Source organism: Rhodococcus sp. IEGM 1241 (assembly GCF_033142365.1).
GTDB lineage: Bacteria > Actinomycetota > Actinomycetes > Mycobacteriales > Mycobacteriaceae > Rhodococcus_F > Rhodococcus_F erythropolis.
The window spans coordinates 514859-533544 of the sequence record NZ_JAWLSE010000001.1; the positions used below are offsets into that span (position 1 = coordinate 514859).

Consider the following 18686-nt stretch of genomic DNA (forward strand, 5'->3'; position numbering starts at 1 on the left):
GTCATAACCCCAGATAGGCTTGGCGGACACCGTCGTGGCTCTGCAGTTCGGTGGCCGATCCGGACAGCACGGTGTGACCGGCTTCGAGGACGTAGCCGCGGTCTGCGATTGCAAGGGCCAGTTCCGCGCTTTGTTCGACCACAAGCATCGACGTGTTCAAATCCTTGTTGATCGTGGAGAGGAGATTGAAGAGCTCTTGGACGACCAGCGGTGCGAGCCCGAGAGACGGTTCGTCTAGTAGGAGCAAGCGGGGGCGGGACATCATTGCCCTGGCGACAGCGAGCATCTGTTGCTCGCCTCCGCTCAACGTTCCGGATTTCTGCTCACGACGCTCGGCCAACCGTGGAAACCGTTCGAACCACATCGCGATGTCGGCACTGATCTCGGCTCGGCCTTTTCGCAGATACGCGCCGGCGTACAGGTTGTCGAGAACCGTCAGGTCCTTGAAAGTCCCTCGGCCTTGCGGAACCATCGCAACGCCGCGGCGAACGATGCTGCGAGTCGACTTTCCGACTAGTTCTGTGCCGTCGAAAATTGCGCTGCCAGAGGTCGACACGAGGCTGCACAGCGCACGCAACGTGGTTGTCTTCCCGGCGCCGTTTGCGCCGAGTAGAATGACGATCTCACCCTGCTCGACAGAAAGATCGACGCCGTGCAGTACCGGTAACTGTCCGTATCGTGCAGAGAGTCCACGAACTTCGAGAAAGCTGCTCATTGTCCCCACTTTCCTAGATACGCTTCGATCACGCGCGGGTCGCTTGTGACGTCCTTCGGAAGGCCGTCGGCGATCTTTCGGCCACGATCGAGCACGACAACGTGGTCACACACGCTTGTCACCATTCCCATGTGGTGCTCGACGAGAAGCACTGTGAGGTCGAGTCGCTCCTTGATCTGCGACAGATCAGCTGCAAGTTCGTGAACTTCGCTGTGGATCAACCCGTTTGCAGGCTCGTCCAGTAGCAAAATTCTCGGATCGGACGCCAACGCTCGAGCAAGCTCAACCCGTTTCAGTGTTCCGATCGGCAGATCTGCTGCCATGGACCCTGCCAGATGTGACAGTCCCAAATCTTCGAGGATTGCGAAGGCCTTTTCCTGAGATTGCATTTCGCGTGCCCTGGCACCGATTCCGACCGCTGTGCGGATCCAGCTTGCTTTCTGCTCGAGGCGCACGCCGACAGTGACGTTGTCGAGTACGGACAGTGAAGGAAATAATGCAATTTCCTGGAACGTGCGGGCGACGCCGAGTTCCGGAATCCTGTGAACGGGTACGGCGAGGAGGTCCAGTTCGCCGAACAATTCGATGGAACCGCTACTGGGTTGATAAATGCGGCTCATGATGTTGAATGCGCTGGTCTTGCCGGCCCCGTTTGGGCCGATGAGACCGCAAATACTCTGGGGCGCAACGTCGAAGGAGAGCTTGTCCAAAGCCTGGATTCCACCGAACGACAGTGAGAGGTCGGTAATGGCGAGGGCGGGAGCGTTCATGGCATGTCCTGAAATTCCGGTGGGATCAGGGTGCAGACGCGGTGACGTCTACACCGGTCGGCTCCCACGATTTGGTGGACGCGTCGTACGCGAGCATCGAACCGTCCCCGACGGGGAATGGAACGTCACCGTTGATGACCGTTCGGGAGTCGGGGAAGTTCAGTGGCAGTACCGTGTCAGTGGACCAGACTGCATTGATCAGATTGATCCGGTTCAAACCACCCTCTGCGGATGCCGCGCGCTGGAGTTGCTCGACGAGGAGCGCCGCGAACCGGTATCCGTCTGCCACGTAGGTCGAGCGTGGATCGTAGGAGGGTTGGTACTTATGCATGGCCTCCAAGTACTCCCTCATGCTGGGTTCTGTTGCAGCAGTAGGATCGGCCGGGTCGAGAGAGCTCCGTACGGTCAGCAATCCGTCCGCGAGTTCACCCAGTGGCTCAAAGAATTGTGTGGTGTCGCGGCAGGAGGGCGGCACCACGATCGGTCCGCCGAATCCTGCTCGACGGGCGGCAGAGACGAGTTGGTTGCAGAATGCCCCACTTGTTGCCGCAACGATGGCATCAGGCGATTTCGCCAACATTTCGGTTACCTGATTGCTCATGGAGACGGCAGTCGAGTCGTGTGACTGCGAAGCGACGATCTCCACGGATGTTCCCTCGATGCCCCGAGTGAATGCTTCGTCGAGGGCCTTGCCGGTGTCCGAATTCCATACCAGTTCTGCAACTTTTGCACCGGAAGGAAACTTCTTGTCGATGAACTCAGCGGTGGCTTCGCCCCAGGCGTCGTACGGGAGGAAGCTCGATGTCGACCACGGGTGGTTAGCGGGATCGTAGAACGAATGATCGCCTGTTGATGCGTAAAGTTGTGGTACGCAATTTGTTTCATACATTTGTCGGGTGGCGAGGTTCTGTGGGGTGCCCAGCTGAAAGATCGTGGCGAACACGTTGTCCTGTTCGATCAAGGCTTTCACGTTGGCCACCGCACGGGCGGGGTCGAGCGCGTCGTCCTTGGCGTTGAGCGTTACCTTGTGCCCGTCGACACCGCCGTCGGCATTGATCTTGTCGAAGTAGGCATTGATTCCACCGAGCGACAGCGCGGACGAGGCGCCGGAACCTGATTGGGCGAGTGAGGTTCCGATTACGATGTCGGCTCCAGTGGAGAGTGATTCACTAGCTCCTGCAGGGCATTTCGTCGTGTCGATCGTCACCTTGCCGGCGGTGATCTCGCCGCCGCCCGACGTTGCCTGCGTGCCGCTTGTCGAGCAGCCTGTGAGGGCCAGACCGAGGACAACAGGAGCGGCGAAGTACGAGATCCGTCGACGGGACGCACCTCGTCGAGTGTTCGAGAATGAGGATGAAATGGGCATGAAAAGTCTCGCTTTCACTGATTCGCGGGAGATGACGCGACGTCGGCAGATGAAGGCGCCAGGACGCTCCCGGTGACCGCACAACTGCTGCGGGTGCAACGGGTAATCGGGTGACCGCGAATTCAGGCGCGGATACCGAGTTTCGAGCGGGAGAGCTACAGGGGCGACCTGCTCAGATCTGGCAGATGTGGTCGAACCCTCGCGCGGCTGGCTTGGATTATCTTCTCGTGTAGTGCTTCTGAACTAGATCTGATCGGTTTCGGAGGTATCTGCGGCTCGGGCGAGACGCAGGATCGAGAGAATATGGTCGGTCATCAATCGGCTGGCCTCTGTGCCGTCGCCGGATTCGATTGCTGCATAGATCCGTTCGTGGTCCAGGTGCCACCACGGATTGGTTTCGGGATCGTGTTCATTGAGCCTGGTGATCCCTCGCGGGCCCGTGGTCAGAGATCGCATGATGCCGCTGAGGACCGGGTTCTTGGTCATTCGAACCAGTTCCTCGTGAAACCCGAAGACATCTTCGGTTTCACCGTCTGCTGTGTGTGCGTGCATTGCTCGGTGCAGAGAGGCAAGGTCGCGTTCTGTGCGCCTCTCAGCTGCTGTCGAGGCGATGAAGGGTTCGATACCCAGTCTGGCTTCGACAACGTCGGTCAGCGAGCGGTTTCCTTCGAACAGCATGTCGGATACGCGAATGACTGCCGCATCCGACGGCCGTTCGGTGAGAAATACTCCTGAGCCGTGTCTTGTTTCGATCATTCCGACCGCTTCGAGTGACGAAAGAGCTTGTCGCAGTGAATGGCGTGACACGCCCAACGTGGCGGCAAGTTCTCTCTCGGGCGGCAGAGCGGTGCCTGGCGAGAAGCGTCCTCCCCGGATCATGTCCTGGAGGTGATCGCGAACCTGGTCATGTACCGGGATGCGCTTGATCTCGAACGGCTTGCTCATCTTCGTATTGTCTCCGATCGCGGTGAACCGGTGGGCGCACGGTGGACCCGAGGCGAGTGTTTGATTGGTTGAACCAATCTGAAATGAGATTAGGCTCACAGATGGACCCAGTCAAGGGTTGGCTCGAATTTCGTCCGTCAGTGGCGGTTATCGACTGGTCGGAAGGTGTAGACGACGCCGGGTATTCGCATTGTTCATCGAGTCATGGTGCAGGCTAGGTACAGCGAGATTGCGGTGCTCGATCGTCGATGGCGCGTTCCATCTTCTGCAGTCGGTAGGTCAAAGTGTTGCGGTGGATATGAACGCGCTGTGCTGCGGAGGTGCTGTTGAACGCAGATTCTCGCCAATTCGATCGCGGCGGCGTTGACCTGGCATGGGTCAGTTGCGGGTGACGCCGAGGAGCAGTGCGATCAGGTCGAGGGCCGTCTCGATCTCCGCCTTTTCCCGTCCGAGTAGAGGGGCGTAGAGGTGTACGTCGCAGATGCGAACGAGAGCTTCGCCCAGCACTTGCGGCGAGAGCGTGATCGTCAGTTGGCCGGCGTCGACCTGGGACTGCAAGATTTCGGCGGTGATGGAGGCGGAGATCGATTCGATGGAGCCGGGCATCATCGCGAGTTTGATGAACACCATCGGTTCGCGTTTGGTCAGCGCTCGCAGTTCGGTCGACGATTCCACCGACCGCATGACGCGTCCGAAGACGTCGAGGATGTATTCCGGACCTTGCCCCGACGCCTGCGACATCGCCTTCCGGTATGTCCGTTCGGTGGCCTCGGCCAGCACTGTTCCGAGCAGTTCGTCGCGATTGCCGACCCAGCGGTAGAGCGTCGCGCGGCCTACTCCGAGACGTTCGGCGAGCAGTGACATGTCGAGTGGTTCCTCCGCGAGGTACATGCTCGCGGCGGTGTCGATCGCGCGTCGGCGTTCGAGGTCGGTAGGCATCGGGACATTCTCTCCGGTTGTCCGGTACTGCACAATTTCGGCGGTCGAACAGAGGTGGGCTTCGGGTGGGTCGAACCTATTGACGAACCAAGCGACGTGAGACACACTAGCTCATTGTCTCATGTTAGTGATGGCGATCACAGTCAGGGGTTCGATCGATGAGTTCAGTACAAACCGTTCGTGGGCAGGTGGACACAGCCGATCTGGGAAAGGTGTTGATGCACGAGCATGTCTTCGTTCTGGGGGAGGAGATGCGTCAGAACTATCCCGACTACCCGGAGCCTTGGGACGAGGAGGCTCGAGTAGCCGATGCGGTGACCAAGCTGTCCGAACTGAAGTCGCGAGGGATCAGCACGATCGTCGATCCCACGGTCATCGGACTCGGTCGCTACATCCCGCGTATTGCGCGGATCAACGAGCAGGTCGATCTCAACATCATCGTCGCCACCGGCGTCTACACGTACAACGACATTCCGTTCCAATTCCATTACACCGGTCCAGGTTTGCTGTTCGACGTGCGCGAGCCGATGGTTGATCTATTTGTGAAGGACATCAAGGACGGCATTGCCGGCACAGACATCCGCGCGTCATTCCTCAAGTGCGCCATCGAAGAACCTGGTCTGACTCCCGGTGTCGAGCGTGTGATGCGAGCGGTCGGTCAGGCGCAGGTCGAAACCGGGGTACCGATCACGGTTCACACGAACCCGCACACGGAATCGGGCCTCGTTGCGCAGAAGGTTCTGGCCGAGGAAGGTGCAGATCTGAGCAAGGTCGTCATCGGGCACTCGGGTGATTCGACCGACCTGGACTACCTGTGTGCACTTGCCGATGCGGGTTCGCTACTCGGGATGGACCGTTTCGGTCTCGATGTTCTGCTGCCGTTCGAGGAGCGGGTGAACACTGTCGTGGAACTGGCCCGCCGTGGCTATGCCGAGAAAATGGTTCTGGCACATGATGCCTCGTGCTTCATCGACTGGTTCTCGAGTGAGGCCAAGGCAGCCGCAGTGCCGAACTGGAATTTCACCCACATCAGCGATCAGGTCATTCCCACGCTGCTCGAGCGCGGCGTCACCGAGGATCAGATCAACACCATGCTGGTGGATAATCCGCGTCGGTACTTCGAGAGCTGAGTTATGACCAACGTGTACGAGAGCAAGCCGTGGCTCGCCAACTACGACGCCGACACTCCGCCGAACGTGGACATCGAGCATGCCAACGCCCTCGCGATGTTCCGTGCGTCGCTGGAGCGCGATCGCACCGCCCCGATCATCAGGTACTTCGACAGGACCGTCAGCTTTGCCGAGCTCGACGAGATGTCGGATGCGCTTGCCGTAGCCCTCGCCGTGGACGGAATCGGGTTCGGCGACAGAGTTTCCTTTGTCCTGCAGAATGTTCCGCAGTTCGTCATCGCGACGGTCGCAGTCTGGAAACTCGGCGCTGTCGTCGTTCCGGTCAATCCGATGTACCGGGACCGTGAGCTGTCCACCGTACTCGCGGACAGCGGCGCGGTAGCAGTCATCTGTCTCGAGTCCTCGGCCGAGACCGTGGCGACTGCGTCCGAGGGCACCGAAGTGCGACGGGTCATCACCACGTCGGAACGGGATTTTCAGTCGCGCGACGATGAACGGATCTTCGGTTCGGCGTCCAGGATTCGTCATGATGGATTTCCGGACCTATTGGAACTGATCGAGGCACATCGAGGACAGAAGCCCGAGAAGGTCGATCTGTCCCCGCAAGACCTTGCCTACCTTCCTTATACGTCGGGGACGACCGGCCCGCCGAAGGGGTCGATGAACACGCACGCAAATGTCGTGTTCGCAGCGCAGATCTATCGGGACTGGTTGGGGCTGCGCCCCGGCGGCGCGATGTTCGCGGTGGCGCCACTGTTCCATATCACCGGGTTGATCGGGCACGTCGCGGCTCCACTCCTGGCCGGCGCGCCCACGATTCTGACCCGCCGATTCCATCCCATCGTCGCAGCGGAGTCGATTTCGGAGCATCGGGCTACCGCGATCATCGGAGCGATCACCGTATTCATCGCGTGGACGGACAGCGCCGCAGTCTCGAAGGAATCGTTGAGCTCTCTCGAGTCGGTGTATTCAGGTGGCGCGCCGATCCCGCACGCGGCGTTGGAAGCGTTCCGGGCGAAGTTCGGTCACTACATTCACAACGGCTACGGGCTGACCGAGACGAACAGCCCGGCGATCGTGGTGCCGAATTCGCGTGAAGCGCCGGTAGATCCGGCGTCGGGGGCCGTTGCTGTCGGCGTTCCGGTATCGAATACGTACGCCGAGGTGGTGGACGAGAACGACAAGTCGGTACAGATCGGGGAGTACGGCGAGATCGTGGTCTCCGGTCCCCAGGTTGCACTCGGATACTGGAACAAGCCGGACGAGACCGCACATGCCATGCCGGACGGGCGTTTTCACACCGGCGACATCGGATTCATGGACGGTGACGGTTGGTTTTACATCGTCGACCGGATGAAGGATCAGATAAATGCCTCTGGCTTCAAAGTGTGGCCACGCGAAGTGGAAGATGTTCTCTACGAACACCCTGCCGTACGAGAGGCTGCCGTCGTCGGTGTCATGGATCCGTATCGCGGCGAAACCGTGAAGGCCTTCGTGTCCTTCAAGGACGGTGCCGAGGCGACCACCGAGGATCTGGTCGAGTTCTGCAAGGAAAGGCTTGCAGCATACAAGTATCCACGCATCGTCGAGGTCATGAATGACCTGCCGAAAACAGTGAGCGGCAAGATTCTTCGTCGTGAACTGCGGGTACCGAACTAGATCTGCCTGACAAACGAATTGCCGGCCGCCGACAAGGTGAGCCGGCCATTCGTCGTGGTGATCGGCGAGCATCGATAGGGGATTTAGTCCCTTATGCGGCAATGCATTTCAGTGATTGACATCACTCTTTTTGTATCGCAGACTGATCGCAACGCCACAGAGTTGAAGTTGGTGTCAGTTTCTACTTCTGGCCCGGTTTCACTTCTCAACTCCCGGCGCGACGAGCGTCCGACCCATCGAGGAGTAACCCATGACGAGATCGGCAGTGGATTCGAACACGCAGGCAGGGGGCCTGTCCGATCAGGAACGGAAGAAGAAGAAAGCGCACCGCAAACTTCTCGGCGCGGGACTGCTCGGCAGTTCCATCGAGTGGTACGACTTCTTCTTGTACGGAACGGCTGCGGCACTGGTCTTTCCGCATGTGTTCTTCCCCGATTCATCCGCACTGATGGGCACATTGCTCTCGTTCAGTACGTTCTGGGCCGGCTTCGTTGCCCGCCCCATCGGCGGTTTGGTCGCCGGACACTTCGGCGACAAGTACGGACGCAAGCCCGCCGTCGTCACCTGCCTGTTGCTGATGGCTGTCGCGACATTCCTGATCGGCGCGATTCCGAGTGCGTCGGCAATCGGCGTCGTCGCTCCGATTCTTCTGGTGACACTGCGATTCATCCAAGGTCTCGCCTGCGGTGGCCAGTGGGGCGGAATCGTCCTTCTCCTCACCGAATCCGCGAGTCCCAAGAAGCGTGGATTCTCAGGCACTTTCGGTCAGATGGGTGTCTCGTTCGGTGTAGTGCTGGGCAACCTGGTCTTCCTCGTCGCGACCGCGACCATTTCCAACGAAGCATTCCTGAGCTGGGGTTGGCGGGTTCCGTTCTTCGCCAGCGCGCTGCTCTTCCCTGTGGTTCTGTACATCCAGACGAAGGTCGAGGACACGCCGGAATTCCTCGAGTTGCAGGAAGACGCCAAGAAGAACCAAAAGGATGTCGTCGTTCAGGCTCCACTGGCGCAGGCGCTCAAGGATCACTGGCGCAAGATTCTGCTCGGTTGCGGACTTCTGGCCGCCACCAATGCACTGTTCTACATCAGCATCGCCGGCGTGCTCAGCTACGGCACAACCGAACTGGGGTTGAAGCGGAACTCACTGCTCATCATCTCGCTCCTGAGCGCGTTGCTGACAGTCGGCGTGGTGCTGTGGTCCGGGAAGATGTCCGACAAGATCGGTCGTCGTCCGATGATCCTGATCGGCGCCGCGGCGATCGTGGTCTGGGCATTCCCGTACTTCTGGTTGATCAACACCAAGTCCCTGCCGCTGTTCTTCATCGCAGTCACGGTCGGCAGCGTGTTCCAGTCGATGACCTACGGGCCTATCGCGGCATACATGGGTGAACTGTTCGCACCCAACGTGCGCTACTCGGCAGCATCGTTGGCCTACCAGTTGGCTGCGATCACGGTCAGCGGCGGCACCCCGTTCATCATGACAGCACTTATCGCTAAGACCGGAACCACGACATGGGTTGCCGTGTTCGTAGCACTCATGGGCTTGGTGACCTTCTTCAGCGCTTGGGTGCTGAAAGAGACCAACCCGAAGGAAGTTCGGGACGATCCGAACGCAATTCCGGGCGCGCACCTCTACGCCAGGTAATACCTTCGGTCTCGAACAGACGCCCGCTATCGGTCACCGGTAGCGGGCGTCTGACGTATAACTGGAGCATGGCTGCAGCACGCACAGGCTCCGAAGATGCTTCGTCGACAGTGTCACGGGAACTCCCCTCCACTCAGCGTGGTTTGCGTACGCGTCGAGCGTTGATCGATGCGGCTCGCACCGTCTTCGAACGGACCGGTTATCTGGACTCGCGTCTGATCGACATCACGGTGGAGGCGCAGTGCTCGGCCGGTACGTTCTACACCTACTTCGCAAGCAAGGAGGAGATCTTCGCGGCTGTGATGGAGCTGGCGCGCGAAGACATGATGCATCCGGGCATGCCGCACACTCCGAAAGGAGCGGATCCCGCTGAGGTCATCGCGGCGAGCAACCGCGCGTACCTCGAGGCGTACCGACGCAACGCGAAGCTGATGGGACTGCTCGAGCAGGTCGCAAGTATCGATCCGGAGTTCCGGGTTCTCCGCCTCGAGCGTGCTGACGCGTTTGTTCGACGCAACGCGCGCAGTATCGAGAAGCTGCAGAAAGCCGGTCTGGCGGACGCGAACCTGGATCCGTTACTGACGTCTCGGGCACTCTCCGGGATGATCAGTCGACTTGCGTTCGGGTACTTCGTATCCCGCGGCGGCGAGGACGGCGCCGCCGGAGTGACCTTCGATGGTCTGCTCGATACGGTCAACCGGTTGTGGATCAACACTTTACAATTCTCGCTGCGCCAAAACTGATGTTGACGCCGGGTTCATGTTTGGTGTCTGATGGAGCAATGACACCTACGCGTACGGCAGTGCTCGTCGATTTCGGTGGAGTTCTCACCTCCAGTGTTCTTCAGGCCTTCGAAGATTTCGGGGCCTCGCTTGGGGGAGACCCACGGCTTCCGTTGACCCTGCTCTCCCGCGACGACGTCTCGAAGAGGCTGCTCTCCGATCACGAATCCGGAAAGATCGACCAGGAGGCCTTCGAGGCCGGATTCGGAGAACGTCTACGAGCGCACGGCGCAGTCGTCGACAGTGCTGGATTGGTCGACCGTATGCAAGCCGGGCTGATTCGAGACGAGGAGATGGTGCGTCTGCTCGCAGACGTGCGGGCGGCGGGACACCCTGTTGCGCTCGTGTCCAATGCTTTCGGGCGTGATTGTTATGCGGGATTTGTCCTCGAGGACCTGGCCGACGAAGTGGTGATCTCCTCGGAAGTCGGGATTCGTAAGCCCTCTCGTCAGATCTATACCATCGCGTGTGAGCGCCTGGGCGTCGCGCCCGAAGATGCCGTCATGATCGACGATCTGCAACAGAATCTCGACGGTGCGGCACGATTGGGGATCGCCGGCATTCTCCACACCGACGCGGAAAGCACTCGCAGGCAATTGGCATCGACGTTCGGACTACTGCCCACGCAGTGAAACTGTAGGTTTCTCGGTAACACTCGAATACTGCTGGAACACTTTTGGAGGAACGAATGATTGCTGTCATCGCGGATATCACCGTCAAGGACGGAAGCGGCGAGCAGTTCGAAGCCGTAATCGCCGAACTTGCGGAGAAGGTGCGCACGGAGGAGCCCGGAACGGTTCTGTATCAACTGATCCGATCGAAAACGGATGCGAATTCCTACAAGTTCATGGAGCTGTATCAGGACGGTGCTGCCATCAAGGCTCACGGAACGTCCGAGCATTTCCAGGCTGCAGGAAAGGCGATGGCGCCCTTCCTCGCCGGCGCCCCGCAGATCGAGTACTTCGACGCTCTCTGAGCGAGTGAACAGGTGAGCCCCGGCGAAATCTGGCCGGGGCTCACCTGTGTTTTCAGTTCTGCTTCTGGGCGAGGAGTTCGGTTCGGTCGATCGATCGCTTGAGGATCTTTCCTGTCGAACCCTTTGGGAGTGCGTCGATGAACTGGACGACTCGGGGAATCTTGTAGGCGGAGAGACGTTCCCGAGCCCACGAAGTGACGGCGTCTGCTTCGAGGTCGGAGCCTGGACGCACGGCCACCACTGCGGCAACTTCCTCCCCGTAGTAGTCGTCGGGTATGCCGATCACTGCGGCTTCGATGATGTCGGGGTGCTGGTAGAGCACCTCTTCGACCTCGCCCGGATAGACGTTGTATCCACCACGGATGATGAGGTCCTTCACTCGGTCGACGATGCGAAGGTCCCCGTCGGGATCGGTCTCACCGAGGTCTCCGGTGCGGAACCATCCGTCGTCGGAAAGAACGGCGGCAGTGTCTTCAGGGCGCTTCCAGTAACCCTTCATGACCGTCGGTCCTTTGATGAACACCTCGCCCACTGTGCCTGCCTCGCAAACATTTCCGTCGTGATCACGCACCTCGACCTCGGTGCGCGGTACGGCGCGGCCGGTGTATCCGATCTTTGCGACGCGGTCGATGCTGTTGAAAGTCCCGAACGCGCTCGTCTCGGTGAGGCCGTAGCCCTCGAGGATCGTGCAGTTGAACCGTGCTTCGAAGGCACGAGCGACTTCACCGGGAAGTGATGCGCCACCGGAGATTGCGATCCTGAGTTGTTCGAAGTCGGAGCTGTCCACATCGGCGGCGGCGTGCAGCATGGCATTCCACATGGTGGGGACACCGGCCATGATGGTGAGCTTGTCCCGGCGGACCAGGTCGAGCATGGCAGCGGGGTCGAACCGGGCGAGCAGGGACAGTGATCCGCCGCCGGTGAAGGTTGCCATCATGACCGAACCCTGGCCGAAGATGTGAAAGAGCGGCAGTCCGGTTCCGGTGCGGTCCGAGGGGTTTCCGCGGCTGCTCTCGGCGCCGATCTCACCGGCGGACAACAAATTCCCGACGGTCAGCTGAGCGCCCTTCGGGCGTCCGGTGGTGCCGGAGGTATAGAGAATCGCCGTGGTGTCTGTTGCTTCACGGTCGACCACAGTTGCGGGTGCATGATCGGCCTTCGCCGACTCTTCGGTGAGTGTCCACACCGGGACGCCGCGCGCGCTCCCTGCATCCTGGACTGCGGGACCGAGCTGATGCCACGCGATGGCCAGGGAAATCTCCGCGTCGTCCAGAACGTACTCGACTTCGGGTTGCGCCGACATCGTGTTGATCGGTACCACGACACAACCTGCGGCCTGAATTCCCATGTACGCCACGACGAATTCCGCTACCGACGGTGCCGCTAGGAGAACCCGATCGCCTACGCTCAACCCGGCGTCGCGAATGCGGCCGGCGAACGCCAGGGATGCGTCGTGGAGCTGCCGGTAAGTCCAGTGTTCATCCGTGCCGCGGATCGCAATGCTGTTTCGAATTGCGATGTTGTCCGGTGTGACTTCCGCGTGACGGGTCACCGGGTCGAGAACGCTAACCATGGTTCTGCCTTTCGGGAGGAATCGACCGATTGTGTGTCCTGGGTCTCACCAGAGCGTACACTTGAATCCGGCGTCAACATCGAGTCTGCTGGGATTGTCCCGAAATGATGTTGGCTCGGAAGGATGGGGAGCGCACCGTGCTCGATGACGAATCGCGAATTGCCGCCCTGCCGGTGGCTCCGCCTGCGCTGCTCCGAGATCGGCCCACCACCGAGCGGGGAACCCGCACGCGCGCAGCGCTGATTGCCGCTGCCCGCACGGTATTCGAGCGTAGTGGCTATCTCGATGCCCGTCTGATCGACATCGCCAAAGAAGCCGGCTGCGCGACGGGATCGTTCTACACCTACTTCGCGAACAAGGAAGAGGTCTTCGCCGCCGTCCTCGAGGTCGCGCGAGACGACATGATGCACCCGGGCATGGGACGCGTGGCGGGCGCAGACGATCCGTACGCCGTGCTCGAGGCAAGTAATCGAGCGTATCTGGCGGCGTATCAACGCAATGCGAAATTGATGGGGCTGATGGAGCAGGTTGCTCACATCGACCCGGAGTTCCGAAAGTTCCGCAGCGAGCGTGCCAATGCGTTCATACGCCGTAATGCCCGCGGGATTGCAGATCTGCAGAGTCGTGGTATCGCGGACACGACGCTGGATCCAATGACAGCGTCAATTGCTCTGTCCGGCATGGTGAGTCGGCTCGCCTACAGTCTGTTCACCCTCCATGAGGGTGAGGTGGACGGGCGTTCGCCGGAGTTCGATCAGATTGTCGCCACGGTGACAGACCTGTGGGCTAACGCGCTGAAGTTCCCTGACCGATCCTGAAGCGGCAGGTCGCCCCGGCCGTATCGACGTTCGAGCGGCCGGGACGTGCCGAGTCTTGTTTCAGCTTTTCTCTAGTCAGCTTTTCTCTGTTCAGCCTTTCTCGACGACGCGAGCGACGGATTCGGCCACGACGACTGGCTTGTCGGAACCTTCGCGCTCAACCACCTGGCTCATCTTCACCTGGATTCCGCCGGGCAACTGCTCCGCGGACACAACGGTTGCACGCATGCGGACCCGGGATCCCACGGGAACCGGAGCGGGGAAGCGAACCTTGTCGTAGCCGTAATTGAGGCTGTGCGCGAAGCCGTCGAAGTGGATGAGTTGGTAGGAGAACTGTGGGCCCAGCGAGAGGCTGAAGAGTCCGTGCGCGATGGTGCTGCCGAGCGGGCTCGATGCGGCTCGTTCCGGGTCGACGTGAATCCACTGATGATCGTTTGTGGCCTCGGCGAACGCGTTGATGCGCTCCTGGGTGATGTCGTACCACTCCGTCGGGCCAAGTTCCTGGCCGATGAGCTTCTCGAGCTCGGCGAAGGTGGACGGGCGGACGGGCAATTGGTTTTCAGTCATCGTTGATCCCTTTACTCGCAGTTCAGGAGGACGGAACGGGCCGTTCGGGTGACCGTCGCGATTCGACGGTTGAAACTGACGCCGGATTCAACTATACATGAGGGGAGACGTGGATCACTGTCAGCGCGTAGGTATGACGCAAGCGAGAGGAATCGCTCATGAAGGTTGCCCAGACGGTAGCAATTGTCACCGGTGGCGGCGGGGGGATCGGCGGTGCGTTGGCGCAGCGACTGGCCGCAGAGGGCGCTCGCGTCGTAGTAGCCGACCTCGACGGGGCGGCAGCTTCGGCAGTGGCAGAGGCGATCAACATGGAGCATCCCGGCGCAGCAGTGTCTGCGGGTGGCGACGTCTCCGACGAGACGGTCATTGCGGGCCTCATCGCGCAGGCGGAAAAGGAATTCGGCCCGGTCGACCTCTACTTCGCCAATGCCGGCGTCACCGGTGGCATGGGCCTCGACATCAGTGAGGACGTCTGGGATACGACGATCGACGTCAACGTTCGCGCCCACATTCGTGCCGCCAGGCTCCTCGTCCCTGGTTGGACCGAGCGCGGGGAAGGCTACTTCATCAGCACTGCCTCTGCTGCCGGCTTGCTCAGTCAGGTTGGGTCCGCCGCGTACTCGGTGACCAAACATGCCGCGGTCGCGTTTGCCGAGTGGCTCTCGATCACATACGGAGATCAGGGCGTTCGCGTCAGTTGCCTGTGTCCGATGGGTGTCAACACCAAGCTTCTCTACGAAGGCGAGAACTCCGGCGATCCGGTCGGCAAGGCCGCAACCGGGGCCGTGCTTGCGGCAGGCAATGTTCTCGAGCCTGCTGAATGCGCCGAAATCGTTCTTGCCGCAGTAGATGCCGAGGAATTCCTCATCCTTCCGCACAAGAACGTTCTGGACATGTACCGGCAGAAGGGCGCCGACTACGACCGTTGGCTGCGCGGGATGCGCCGGTACCAGGCGTCGCTGCTCGCGGGAACGCGATGACCGAGGAACTCGTCCTCTCCGAGCAGAGAGGAGCGGTGCTGGTCCTGACATTCAATCGGCCCCGCGTTCTCAACGCGTGGACCAACGAGCTCGAAGATCAGTATTACGACCTTTTGGCCGCAGCAGACGAAGATCCCAGTGTCCGAGCAATTGTTGTCACCGGCTCCGGTCGAGGATTCTGCTCGGGGGCTGACCTCGGCAATTTGAAGAACGTCGGCGACGTCTCCGAAAGTGATCTTGTCCGACCACGGGACCGTGATTTCCCGACCACCGTTCGCAAGCCGCTGATCGCTGCCGTCAACGGCGTCGCCGCAGGGCTCGGAATGGTCGAGGCTCTGTACTGTGACGTTCGTTTCGGTTCGAGCGCAACGCGATTCACTACCGCGTTCGCGCGTCGAGGCCTGATTGCGGAGTACGGCATCTCCTGGATGTTGCCCCGCTTGGTCGGTCACAGTCGAGCAGTCGATCTTCTGCTTTCCAGCCGGATGGTGGATGCCGACGAGGCGTACCGTATCGGTTTGATCGACCACCTGGTCAGCGGCGGTGACGTTCTGGATGCGGCGATTGCTTACGCCGAGGACATCGCGGCCAACTGCTCGCCGACGTCCCTCTCCGTCATCAAGTCTCAGATGAGTGCCGACGCGCACTCGACCTTCACCGATTCCGCCAGGCGTGCGGAATCACTGATGCTGAATGCATTTCACGGCCCGGATGTCGTCGAGGGCGTCAACAGCCATCTCGAACATCGAGCCCCCAATTTTCCTTCCCTCTCTGTCAGGAGTTCACATGTCAGTGTTTGAGTTCTCGGATCGCACCAAGAAGTACCAGGCCGAACTGCTCGATTTCATGGACAAGCACGTTTACCCGGCCGAAGCGGTCTACGAAGAGCAGATGCGTGAGTCCGGTAACCCGCACTTCCAGCCGCCGATCATCGACGACTTGAAGAAGGAAGCCAAGGCGCGCGGGCTGTGGAACCTCTTTCACCCGCATCCCGAATGGGGCCCCGGCCTGACCAACCTGGAATACGCACCGCTCGCGGAGATCATGGGTCGCAGCCACCTGGCTTCCGAAGCCACCAACTGCGCCGCTCCGGACACGGGAAACATGGAGGTGCTCACGCTCTTCGGCACCGACGAGCACAAGGAGAAGTACCTCAAGCCGCTTCTCGAAGGCGAAATCCGTTCTGCTTTCGCGATGACCGAGCCCGAGGTTGCCAGTTCCGACGCCACCAACATCCAGCTTCGCATGGACCGTGACGGCGACGAGTACGTACTGAACGGCCGTAAGTGGTTCGCTTCCAACGCTTTGCACCAGAACTGCAAGGTTCTGATCGTCATGGGCAAGACCGACTTCAATGCCGCCACCCACCGTCAGCAGTCGATGATGGTCGTTCCGATCGATGCTCCCGGCGTCACGATCCTACGCAACCTGCCGGTCTTCGGCTACCAGGACCGCGAAGGACACGGCGAGATCACTTTCGAGGACGTGCGCGTCCCGGCCAAGGACATTCTCGCCGGCGAGGGCGAAGGATTCGCGATCAGCCAGGCCCGCCTCGGCCCCGGCCGCATCCACCACTGCATGCGTGCAATCGGAATGGCCGAGCGCGCACTGGAACTGATGTGCAAGCGCGCATCCACCCGCATCACCTTCGGAAAGCCTGTCAGTGACAACGCGAATATCCAGGACTGGATCGCCGAGGCTCGTATCGACATCGAGATGGTTCGACTCCTCACGCTCAAGGCCGCTCACATGATGGACACGGTGGGCAACAAGGAAGCGCGCACCGAGATCGCAGCCATCAAGGTTGCAGCGCCGAACATCGCGCTCAAGATCATCGACCGCGCCATCCAGGTTCACGGCGGCGGCGGCGTCACGGACGACTTCCCGCTCGCGATGGCTTACGCCCACATGCGCACCCTTCGCCTGGCTGACGGCCCGGACGAGGTGCACAAGCGCGCCATCGCCAAGCAGGAACTGCGCAAGTACCGCGAAGTCAAGGCGAACTGACATGGCAGGACTGGATCTCACCGGTAAGACGGCAATCGTCACAGGCGCATCGCGGGGCATCGGCCTCGCGACCGCGCAGGCGATTGCGGCGGCGGGCGGAAACGTCGTACTGACCTCGCGCTCACAGGAATCCGCAGATGCGGCTGCCGCGCAGGTGAACGGCAACGCGATCGGCGTCGGCGCTCACGCGACGGACGAGGATGCTGCCAGCAAGTGCGTCGAGCAGACGATCGAGCGTTTCGGCAGTCTCGACATCTTGGTGAACAACGCGGGCACCAACCCGTCGTTCGGGCCGATCATCAACCAGGATCACTCGCGCTTCGCCAAGACCTTCGACGTCAACGTGTGGGCTCCAGTCCTGTGGACCGGCCTGGCAGCGCGGGCCTGGATGGGCGAGCACGGTGGTTCCGTGGTCAACACCGCCTCGATCGGCGGCATGGCGTTCGAGGCCGGGATCGGTACGTACAACGCGTCGAAGGCTGCTCTGATCCACATCACCAAGCAGTTGGCGCTCGAGTTGTCACCGAAGATTCGTGTCAACGCCGTTGCTCCGGGAGTGGTGAGAACCAAACTCGCCGAAGCTCTGTGGAAAGAACATGAAGAAGCGGTGTCCGCGTCGACCGCTCTCGGACGCATCGGTGAACCCGAGGACGTGGCCGCTGCCATCGCCTTCCTGGTTTCGGATGCAGCCCAGTGGATCACCGGCGAGATCATGACCATTGACGGTGGCCAGTTGTTGGGTGACGCACTCCCGTTCCGGCAGGGAGCGTCCGTCGGTGGCTAGCGTCGGAGTAGTGGGACTCGATACCGAAGCGGTCACCGGGTGGATAGCAGGCCTGGGGATCGACTTCACCGGGCCGTTGTCCTTCGATCGAATCGGCCTGGGGCAGTCGAATCTCACGTACCTGGTTCGCGATCAAGACGGCAATCGCTGGGTGCTACGACGCCCACCTCTGGGGCACCTGCTGGCCTCGGCTCACGACGTGGCGCGCGAAGCTCGAATCCTGAGCGCTCTCGAATCCACCGACGTGCCTTCGCCGCGAGTATTCGGGTTGACCGAGGATCCAGCCGTCACCGAAGTTCCGCTGCTCCTCATGGAATTCGTGGACGGCGAAGTGGTGGACCGAATGCCTCTTGCGGAGGCGTTGTCGGAAGATCGTCGCCGGGCAATCGGAATCTCGCTCGCTCAGACGCTGGCGAAGATACACGCCGTCGACCTCGAACAGGCCGGTCTCGACGACCTGGCAAGCCACAAGCCCTACGCTGCACGGCAGCTGAAGCGCTGGGGCGGACAGTGGGAACAGTCGAAGACGCGGGAATGCCCTGACCTGGACGATCTCACCCGACGTCTCATTGCAGCTCAGCCGGCTCACACCGAAACCACGTTGGTGCACGGCGACTTTCACCTACGCAACGTGATCACCTCCGCTGAGAACGGCGAAGTTGTCGCGGCCCTCGACTGGGAACTCTGCACACTCGGTGATCCGTTGGCCGATGTCGGAAGCTTGTTGGCGTACTGGCCGGCGGCCGGGGAGGACACTGGTGGCGATTTCCCGGCGTCAGCGCTCCCGGGATTCCCTTCGCGAGAGGAGATCTCCCGGATCTATCTCGAGGCCACCGGACGGGATCCGGCTGCGCTGAAGTTCTGGCACACCTTGGGGCTGTGGAAGATCGCCGTGATCGCCGAGGGCGTGATGCGTCGCGCCCGCGACGAACCGCAGAATGCCGCCGAGAGCGGAACTCCCACCGTGGAACGTATTGACGCCTTGGTAGCCAAAGCCAGGGAAATTGCAGATCAGGCCGGGATCTGACGAGAT

General features: G+C 60.7%; 20 protein-coding genes. 12 read left to right on the plus strand and 8 right to left on the minus strand.

Features of this window, described 5'->3' with window-relative positions:
• Nucleotide 1: 1 nt before the first annotated feature.
• The 6 genes from R4P70_RS02370 to R4P70_RS02390 form a co-directional block, all read right to left on the minus strand.
• Complete coding sequence (locus R4P70_RS02370) at nucleotides 2-715, minus strand: ABC transporter ATP-binding protein (protein ID WP_317830333.1); 714 nt, start codon at nucleotides 713-715, stop codon at nucleotides 2-4.
• Nucleotides 712-1485: an ABC transporter ATP-binding protein gene (locus tag R4P70_RS02375; protein WP_042446319.1), complete on the minus strand. Its 774-nt coding sequence runs from the start codon at nucleotides 1483-1485 to the stop codon at nucleotides 712-714. The genes R4P70_RS02370 and R4P70_RS02375 overlap by 4 nt, the downstream gene beginning before the upstream one ends.
• Before the next feature lie 25 nt (nucleotides 1486-1510).
• Nucleotides 1511-2851: an ABC transporter substrate-binding protein gene (locus R4P70_RS02380; RefSeq protein WP_317830334.1), complete on the minus strand. Its 1341-nt coding sequence runs from the start codon at nucleotides 2849-2851 to the stop codon at nucleotides 1511-1513.
• Nucleotides 2852-3094: 243 nt separating this feature from the next.
• A complete protein-coding gene (locus R4P70_RS02385) occupies nucleotides 3095-3796 on the minus strand; it encodes a FadR/GntR family transcriptional regulator (RefSeq protein WP_051730415.1) in 702 nt (233 codons plus the stop codon).
• A 214-nt stretch (nucleotides 3797-4010) separates the two neighbouring features.
• Nucleotides 4011-4277, minus strand: a complete 267-nt coding sequence (locus R4P70_RS32675; RefSeq protein WP_411742462.1) for a helix-turn-helix domain-containing protein — start codon at nucleotides 4275-4277, stop codon at nucleotides 4011-4013.
• Complete coding sequence (locus tag R4P70_RS02390) at nucleotides 4175-4735, minus strand: QsdR family transcriptional regulator (RefSeq protein WP_003943195.1); 561 nt, start codon at nucleotides 4733-4735, stop codon at nucleotides 4175-4177. Before R4P70_RS02390 ends, R4P70_RS32675 begins: the two co-directional genes overlap by 103 nt.
• A 158-nt stretch (nucleotides 4736-4893) precedes the next feature.
• Between R4P70_RS02390 and R4P70_RS02395 the strand changes: the two genes are divergently transcribed.
• From R4P70_RS02395 to R4P70_RS02420, 6 genes are all read left to right on the plus strand, one after another.
• Complete coding sequence (locus R4P70_RS02395; RefSeq protein WP_317830335.1) at nucleotides 4894-5865, plus strand: phosphotriesterase-related protein; 972 nt, start codon at nucleotides 4894-4896, stop codon at nucleotides 5863-5865.
• A gap of 3 nt (nucleotides 5866-5868) precedes the next feature.
• Nucleotides 5869-7524, plus strand: coding sequence for an AMP-binding protein (locus tag R4P70_RS02400; RefSeq protein WP_317830336.1), 1656 nt, complete (start codon nucleotides 5869-5871; stop codon nucleotides 7522-7524).
• A gap of 250 nt (nucleotides 7525-7774) precedes the next feature.
• Complete coding sequence (locus R4P70_RS02405; RefSeq protein ID WP_019745709.1) at nucleotides 7775-9166, plus strand: MFS transporter; 1392 nt, start codon at nucleotides 7775-7777, stop codon at nucleotides 9164-9166.
• A 68-nt stretch (nucleotides 9167-9234) separates the two neighbouring features.
• Complete coding sequence (locus tag R4P70_RS02410; RefSeq protein ID WP_019745708.1) at nucleotides 9235-9909, plus strand: TetR/AcrR family transcriptional regulator; 675 nt, start codon at nucleotides 9235-9237, stop codon at nucleotides 9907-9909.
• Nucleotides 9910-9947: 38 nt separating this feature from the next.
• Nucleotides 9948-10580: an HAD family hydrolase gene (locus R4P70_RS02415; protein WP_030243853.1), complete on the plus strand. Its 633-nt coding sequence runs from the start codon at nucleotides 9948-9950 to the stop codon at nucleotides 10578-10580.
• Nucleotides 10581-10636: 56 nt separating this feature from the next.
• Entirely contained in the window at nucleotides 10637-10924 is a 288-nt protein-coding gene (locus tag R4P70_RS02420) for a putative quinol monooxygenase (protein ID WP_019745706.1), read from the plus strand.
• A gap of 52 nt (nucleotides 10925-10976) precedes the next feature.
• Here the strand turns inward: R4P70_RS02420 and R4P70_RS02425 are convergent, their stop codons facing one another.
• Nucleotides 10977-12497, minus strand: a complete 1521-nt coding sequence (locus tag R4P70_RS02425) for an AMP-binding protein (RefSeq protein WP_019745705.1) — start codon at nucleotides 12495-12497, stop codon at nucleotides 10977-10979.
• 104 nt (nucleotides 12498-12601) lie between these two features.
• Between R4P70_RS02425 and R4P70_RS02430 the strand changes: the two genes are divergently transcribed.
• Nucleotides 12602-13315 (plus strand): TetR/AcrR family transcriptional regulator, encoded by a 714-nt coding sequence (locus R4P70_RS02430; RefSeq protein ID WP_019745704.1) that lies wholly within the window; start codon nucleotides 12602-12604, stop codon nucleotides 13313-13315.
• Nucleotides 13316-13405: 90 nt separating this feature from the next.
• Here the strand turns inward: R4P70_RS02430 and R4P70_RS02435 are convergent, their stop codons facing one another.
• Entirely contained in the window at nucleotides 13406-13882 is a 477-nt protein-coding gene (locus R4P70_RS02435; protein ID WP_097386738.1) for a MaoC family dehydratase, read from the minus strand.
• Between the two features lie 158 nt (nucleotides 13883-14040).
• Here R4P70_RS02435 and R4P70_RS02440 point away from each other — a divergent pair, with 158 nt between their 5' ends.
• Genes R4P70_RS02440 through R4P70_RS02460 form a run of 5 tightly spaced genes read left to right on the plus strand, consistent with a single transcriptional unit; the run spans nucleotide 14041 to nucleotide 18680 of the window.
• Nucleotides 14041-14862 carry an SDR family oxidoreductase gene (locus R4P70_RS02440; protein WP_317830337.1) on the plus strand — a complete coding sequence of 274 codons (822 nt, stop codon included), beginning with the start codon at nucleotides 14041-14043 and terminating at the stop codon, nucleotides 14860-14862.
• Nucleotides 14859-15662, plus strand: a complete 804-nt coding sequence (locus R4P70_RS02445; RefSeq protein ID WP_019745702.1) for an enoyl-CoA hydratase-related protein — start codon at nucleotides 14859-14861, stop codon at nucleotides 15660-15662. The genes R4P70_RS02440 and R4P70_RS02445 overlap by 4 nt, the downstream gene beginning before the upstream one ends.
• Nucleotides 15649-16869 carry an acyl-CoA dehydrogenase family protein gene (locus R4P70_RS02450; RefSeq protein ID WP_019745701.1) on the plus strand — a complete coding sequence of 407 codons (1221 nt, stop codon included), beginning with the start codon at nucleotides 15649-15651 and terminating at the stop codon, nucleotides 16867-16869. Before R4P70_RS02445 ends, R4P70_RS02450 begins: the two co-directional genes overlap by 14 nt.
• A gap of 1 nt (nucleotide 16870) precedes the next feature.
• Nucleotides 16871-17653 carry an SDR family oxidoreductase gene (locus R4P70_RS02455; protein ID WP_019745700.1) on the plus strand — a complete coding sequence of 261 codons (783 nt, stop codon included), beginning with the start codon at nucleotides 16871-16873 and terminating at the stop codon, nucleotides 17651-17653.
• A complete protein-coding gene (locus R4P70_RS02460) occupies nucleotides 17646-18680 on the plus strand; it encodes a phosphotransferase family protein (RefSeq protein ID WP_084325450.1) in 1035 nt (344 codons plus the stop codon). The genes R4P70_RS02455 and R4P70_RS02460 overlap by 8 nt, the downstream gene beginning before the upstream one ends.
• Nucleotides 18681-18686: the final 6 nt, after the last annotated feature.

Coding starts and splice junctions, on each gene's coding strand:
- R4P70_RS02370 (WP_317830333.1), bottom strand. CDS start 715: ATGAGCAGCTTTCTCGAAGTTCGTGGACTCTCTGCACGATACGGACAG.
- R4P70_RS02375 (WP_042446319.1), bottom strand. CDS start 1,485: ATGAACGCTCCCGCCCTCGCCATTACCGACCTCTCACTGTCGTTCGGT.
- R4P70_RS02380 (WP_317830334.1), bottom strand. CDS start 2,851: ATGCCCATTTCATCCTCATTCTCGAACACTCGACGAGGTGCGTCCCGT.
- R4P70_RS02385 (WP_051730415.1), bottom strand. CDS start 3,796: ATGAGCAAGCCGTTCGAGATCAAGCGCATCCCGGTACATGACCAGGTT.
- R4P70_RS02390 (WP_003943195.1), bottom strand. CDS start 4,735: ATGCCTACCGACCTCGAACGCCGACGCGCGATCGACACCGCCGCGAGC.
- R4P70_RS02395 (WP_317830335.1), top strand. CDS start 4,894: ATGAGTTCAGTACAAACCGTTCGTGGGCAGGTGGACACAGCCGATCTG.
- R4P70_RS02400 (WP_317830336.1), top strand. CDS start 5,869: ATGACCAACGTGTACGAGAGCAAGCCGTGGCTCGCCAACTACGACGCC.
- R4P70_RS02405 (WP_019745709.1), top strand. CDS start 7,775: ATGACGAGATCGGCAGTGGATTCGAACACGCAGGCAGGGGGCCTGTCC.
- R4P70_RS02410 (WP_019745708.1), top strand. CDS start 9,235: ATGGCTGCAGCACGCACAGGCTCCGAAGATGCTTCGTCGACAGTGTCA.
- R4P70_RS02415 (WP_030243853.1), top strand. CDS start 9,948: ATGACACCTACGCGTACGGCAGTGCTCGTCGATTTCGGTGGAGTTCTC.
- R4P70_RS02420 (WP_019745706.1), top strand. CDS start 10,637: ATGATTGCTGTCATCGCGGATATCACCGTCAAGGACGGAAGCGGCGAG.
- R4P70_RS02425 (WP_019745705.1), bottom strand. CDS start 12,497: ATGGTTAGCGTTCTCGACCCGGTGACCCGTCACGCGGAAGTCACACCG.
- R4P70_RS02430 (WP_019745704.1), top strand. CDS start 12,602: ATGATGTTGGCTCGGAAGGATGGGGAGCGCACCGTGCTCGATGACGAA.
- R4P70_RS02435 (WP_097386738.1), bottom strand. CDS start 13,882: ATGACTGAAAACCAATTGCCCGTCCGCCCGTCCACCTTCGCCGAGCTC.
- R4P70_RS02440 (WP_317830337.1), top strand. CDS start 14,041: ATGAAGGTTGCCCAGACGGTAGCAATTGTCACCGGTGGCGGCGGGGGG.
- R4P70_RS02445 (WP_019745702.1), top strand. CDS start 14,859: ATGACCGAGGAACTCGTCCTCTCCGAGCAGAGAGGAGCGGTGCTGGTC.
- R4P70_RS02450 (WP_019745701.1), top strand. CDS start 15,649: ATGTCAGTGTTTGAGTTCTCGGATCGCACCAAGAAGTACCAGGCCGAA.
- R4P70_RS02455 (WP_019745700.1), top strand. CDS start 16,871: ATGGCAGGACTGGATCTCACCGGTAAGACGGCAATCGTCACAGGCGCA.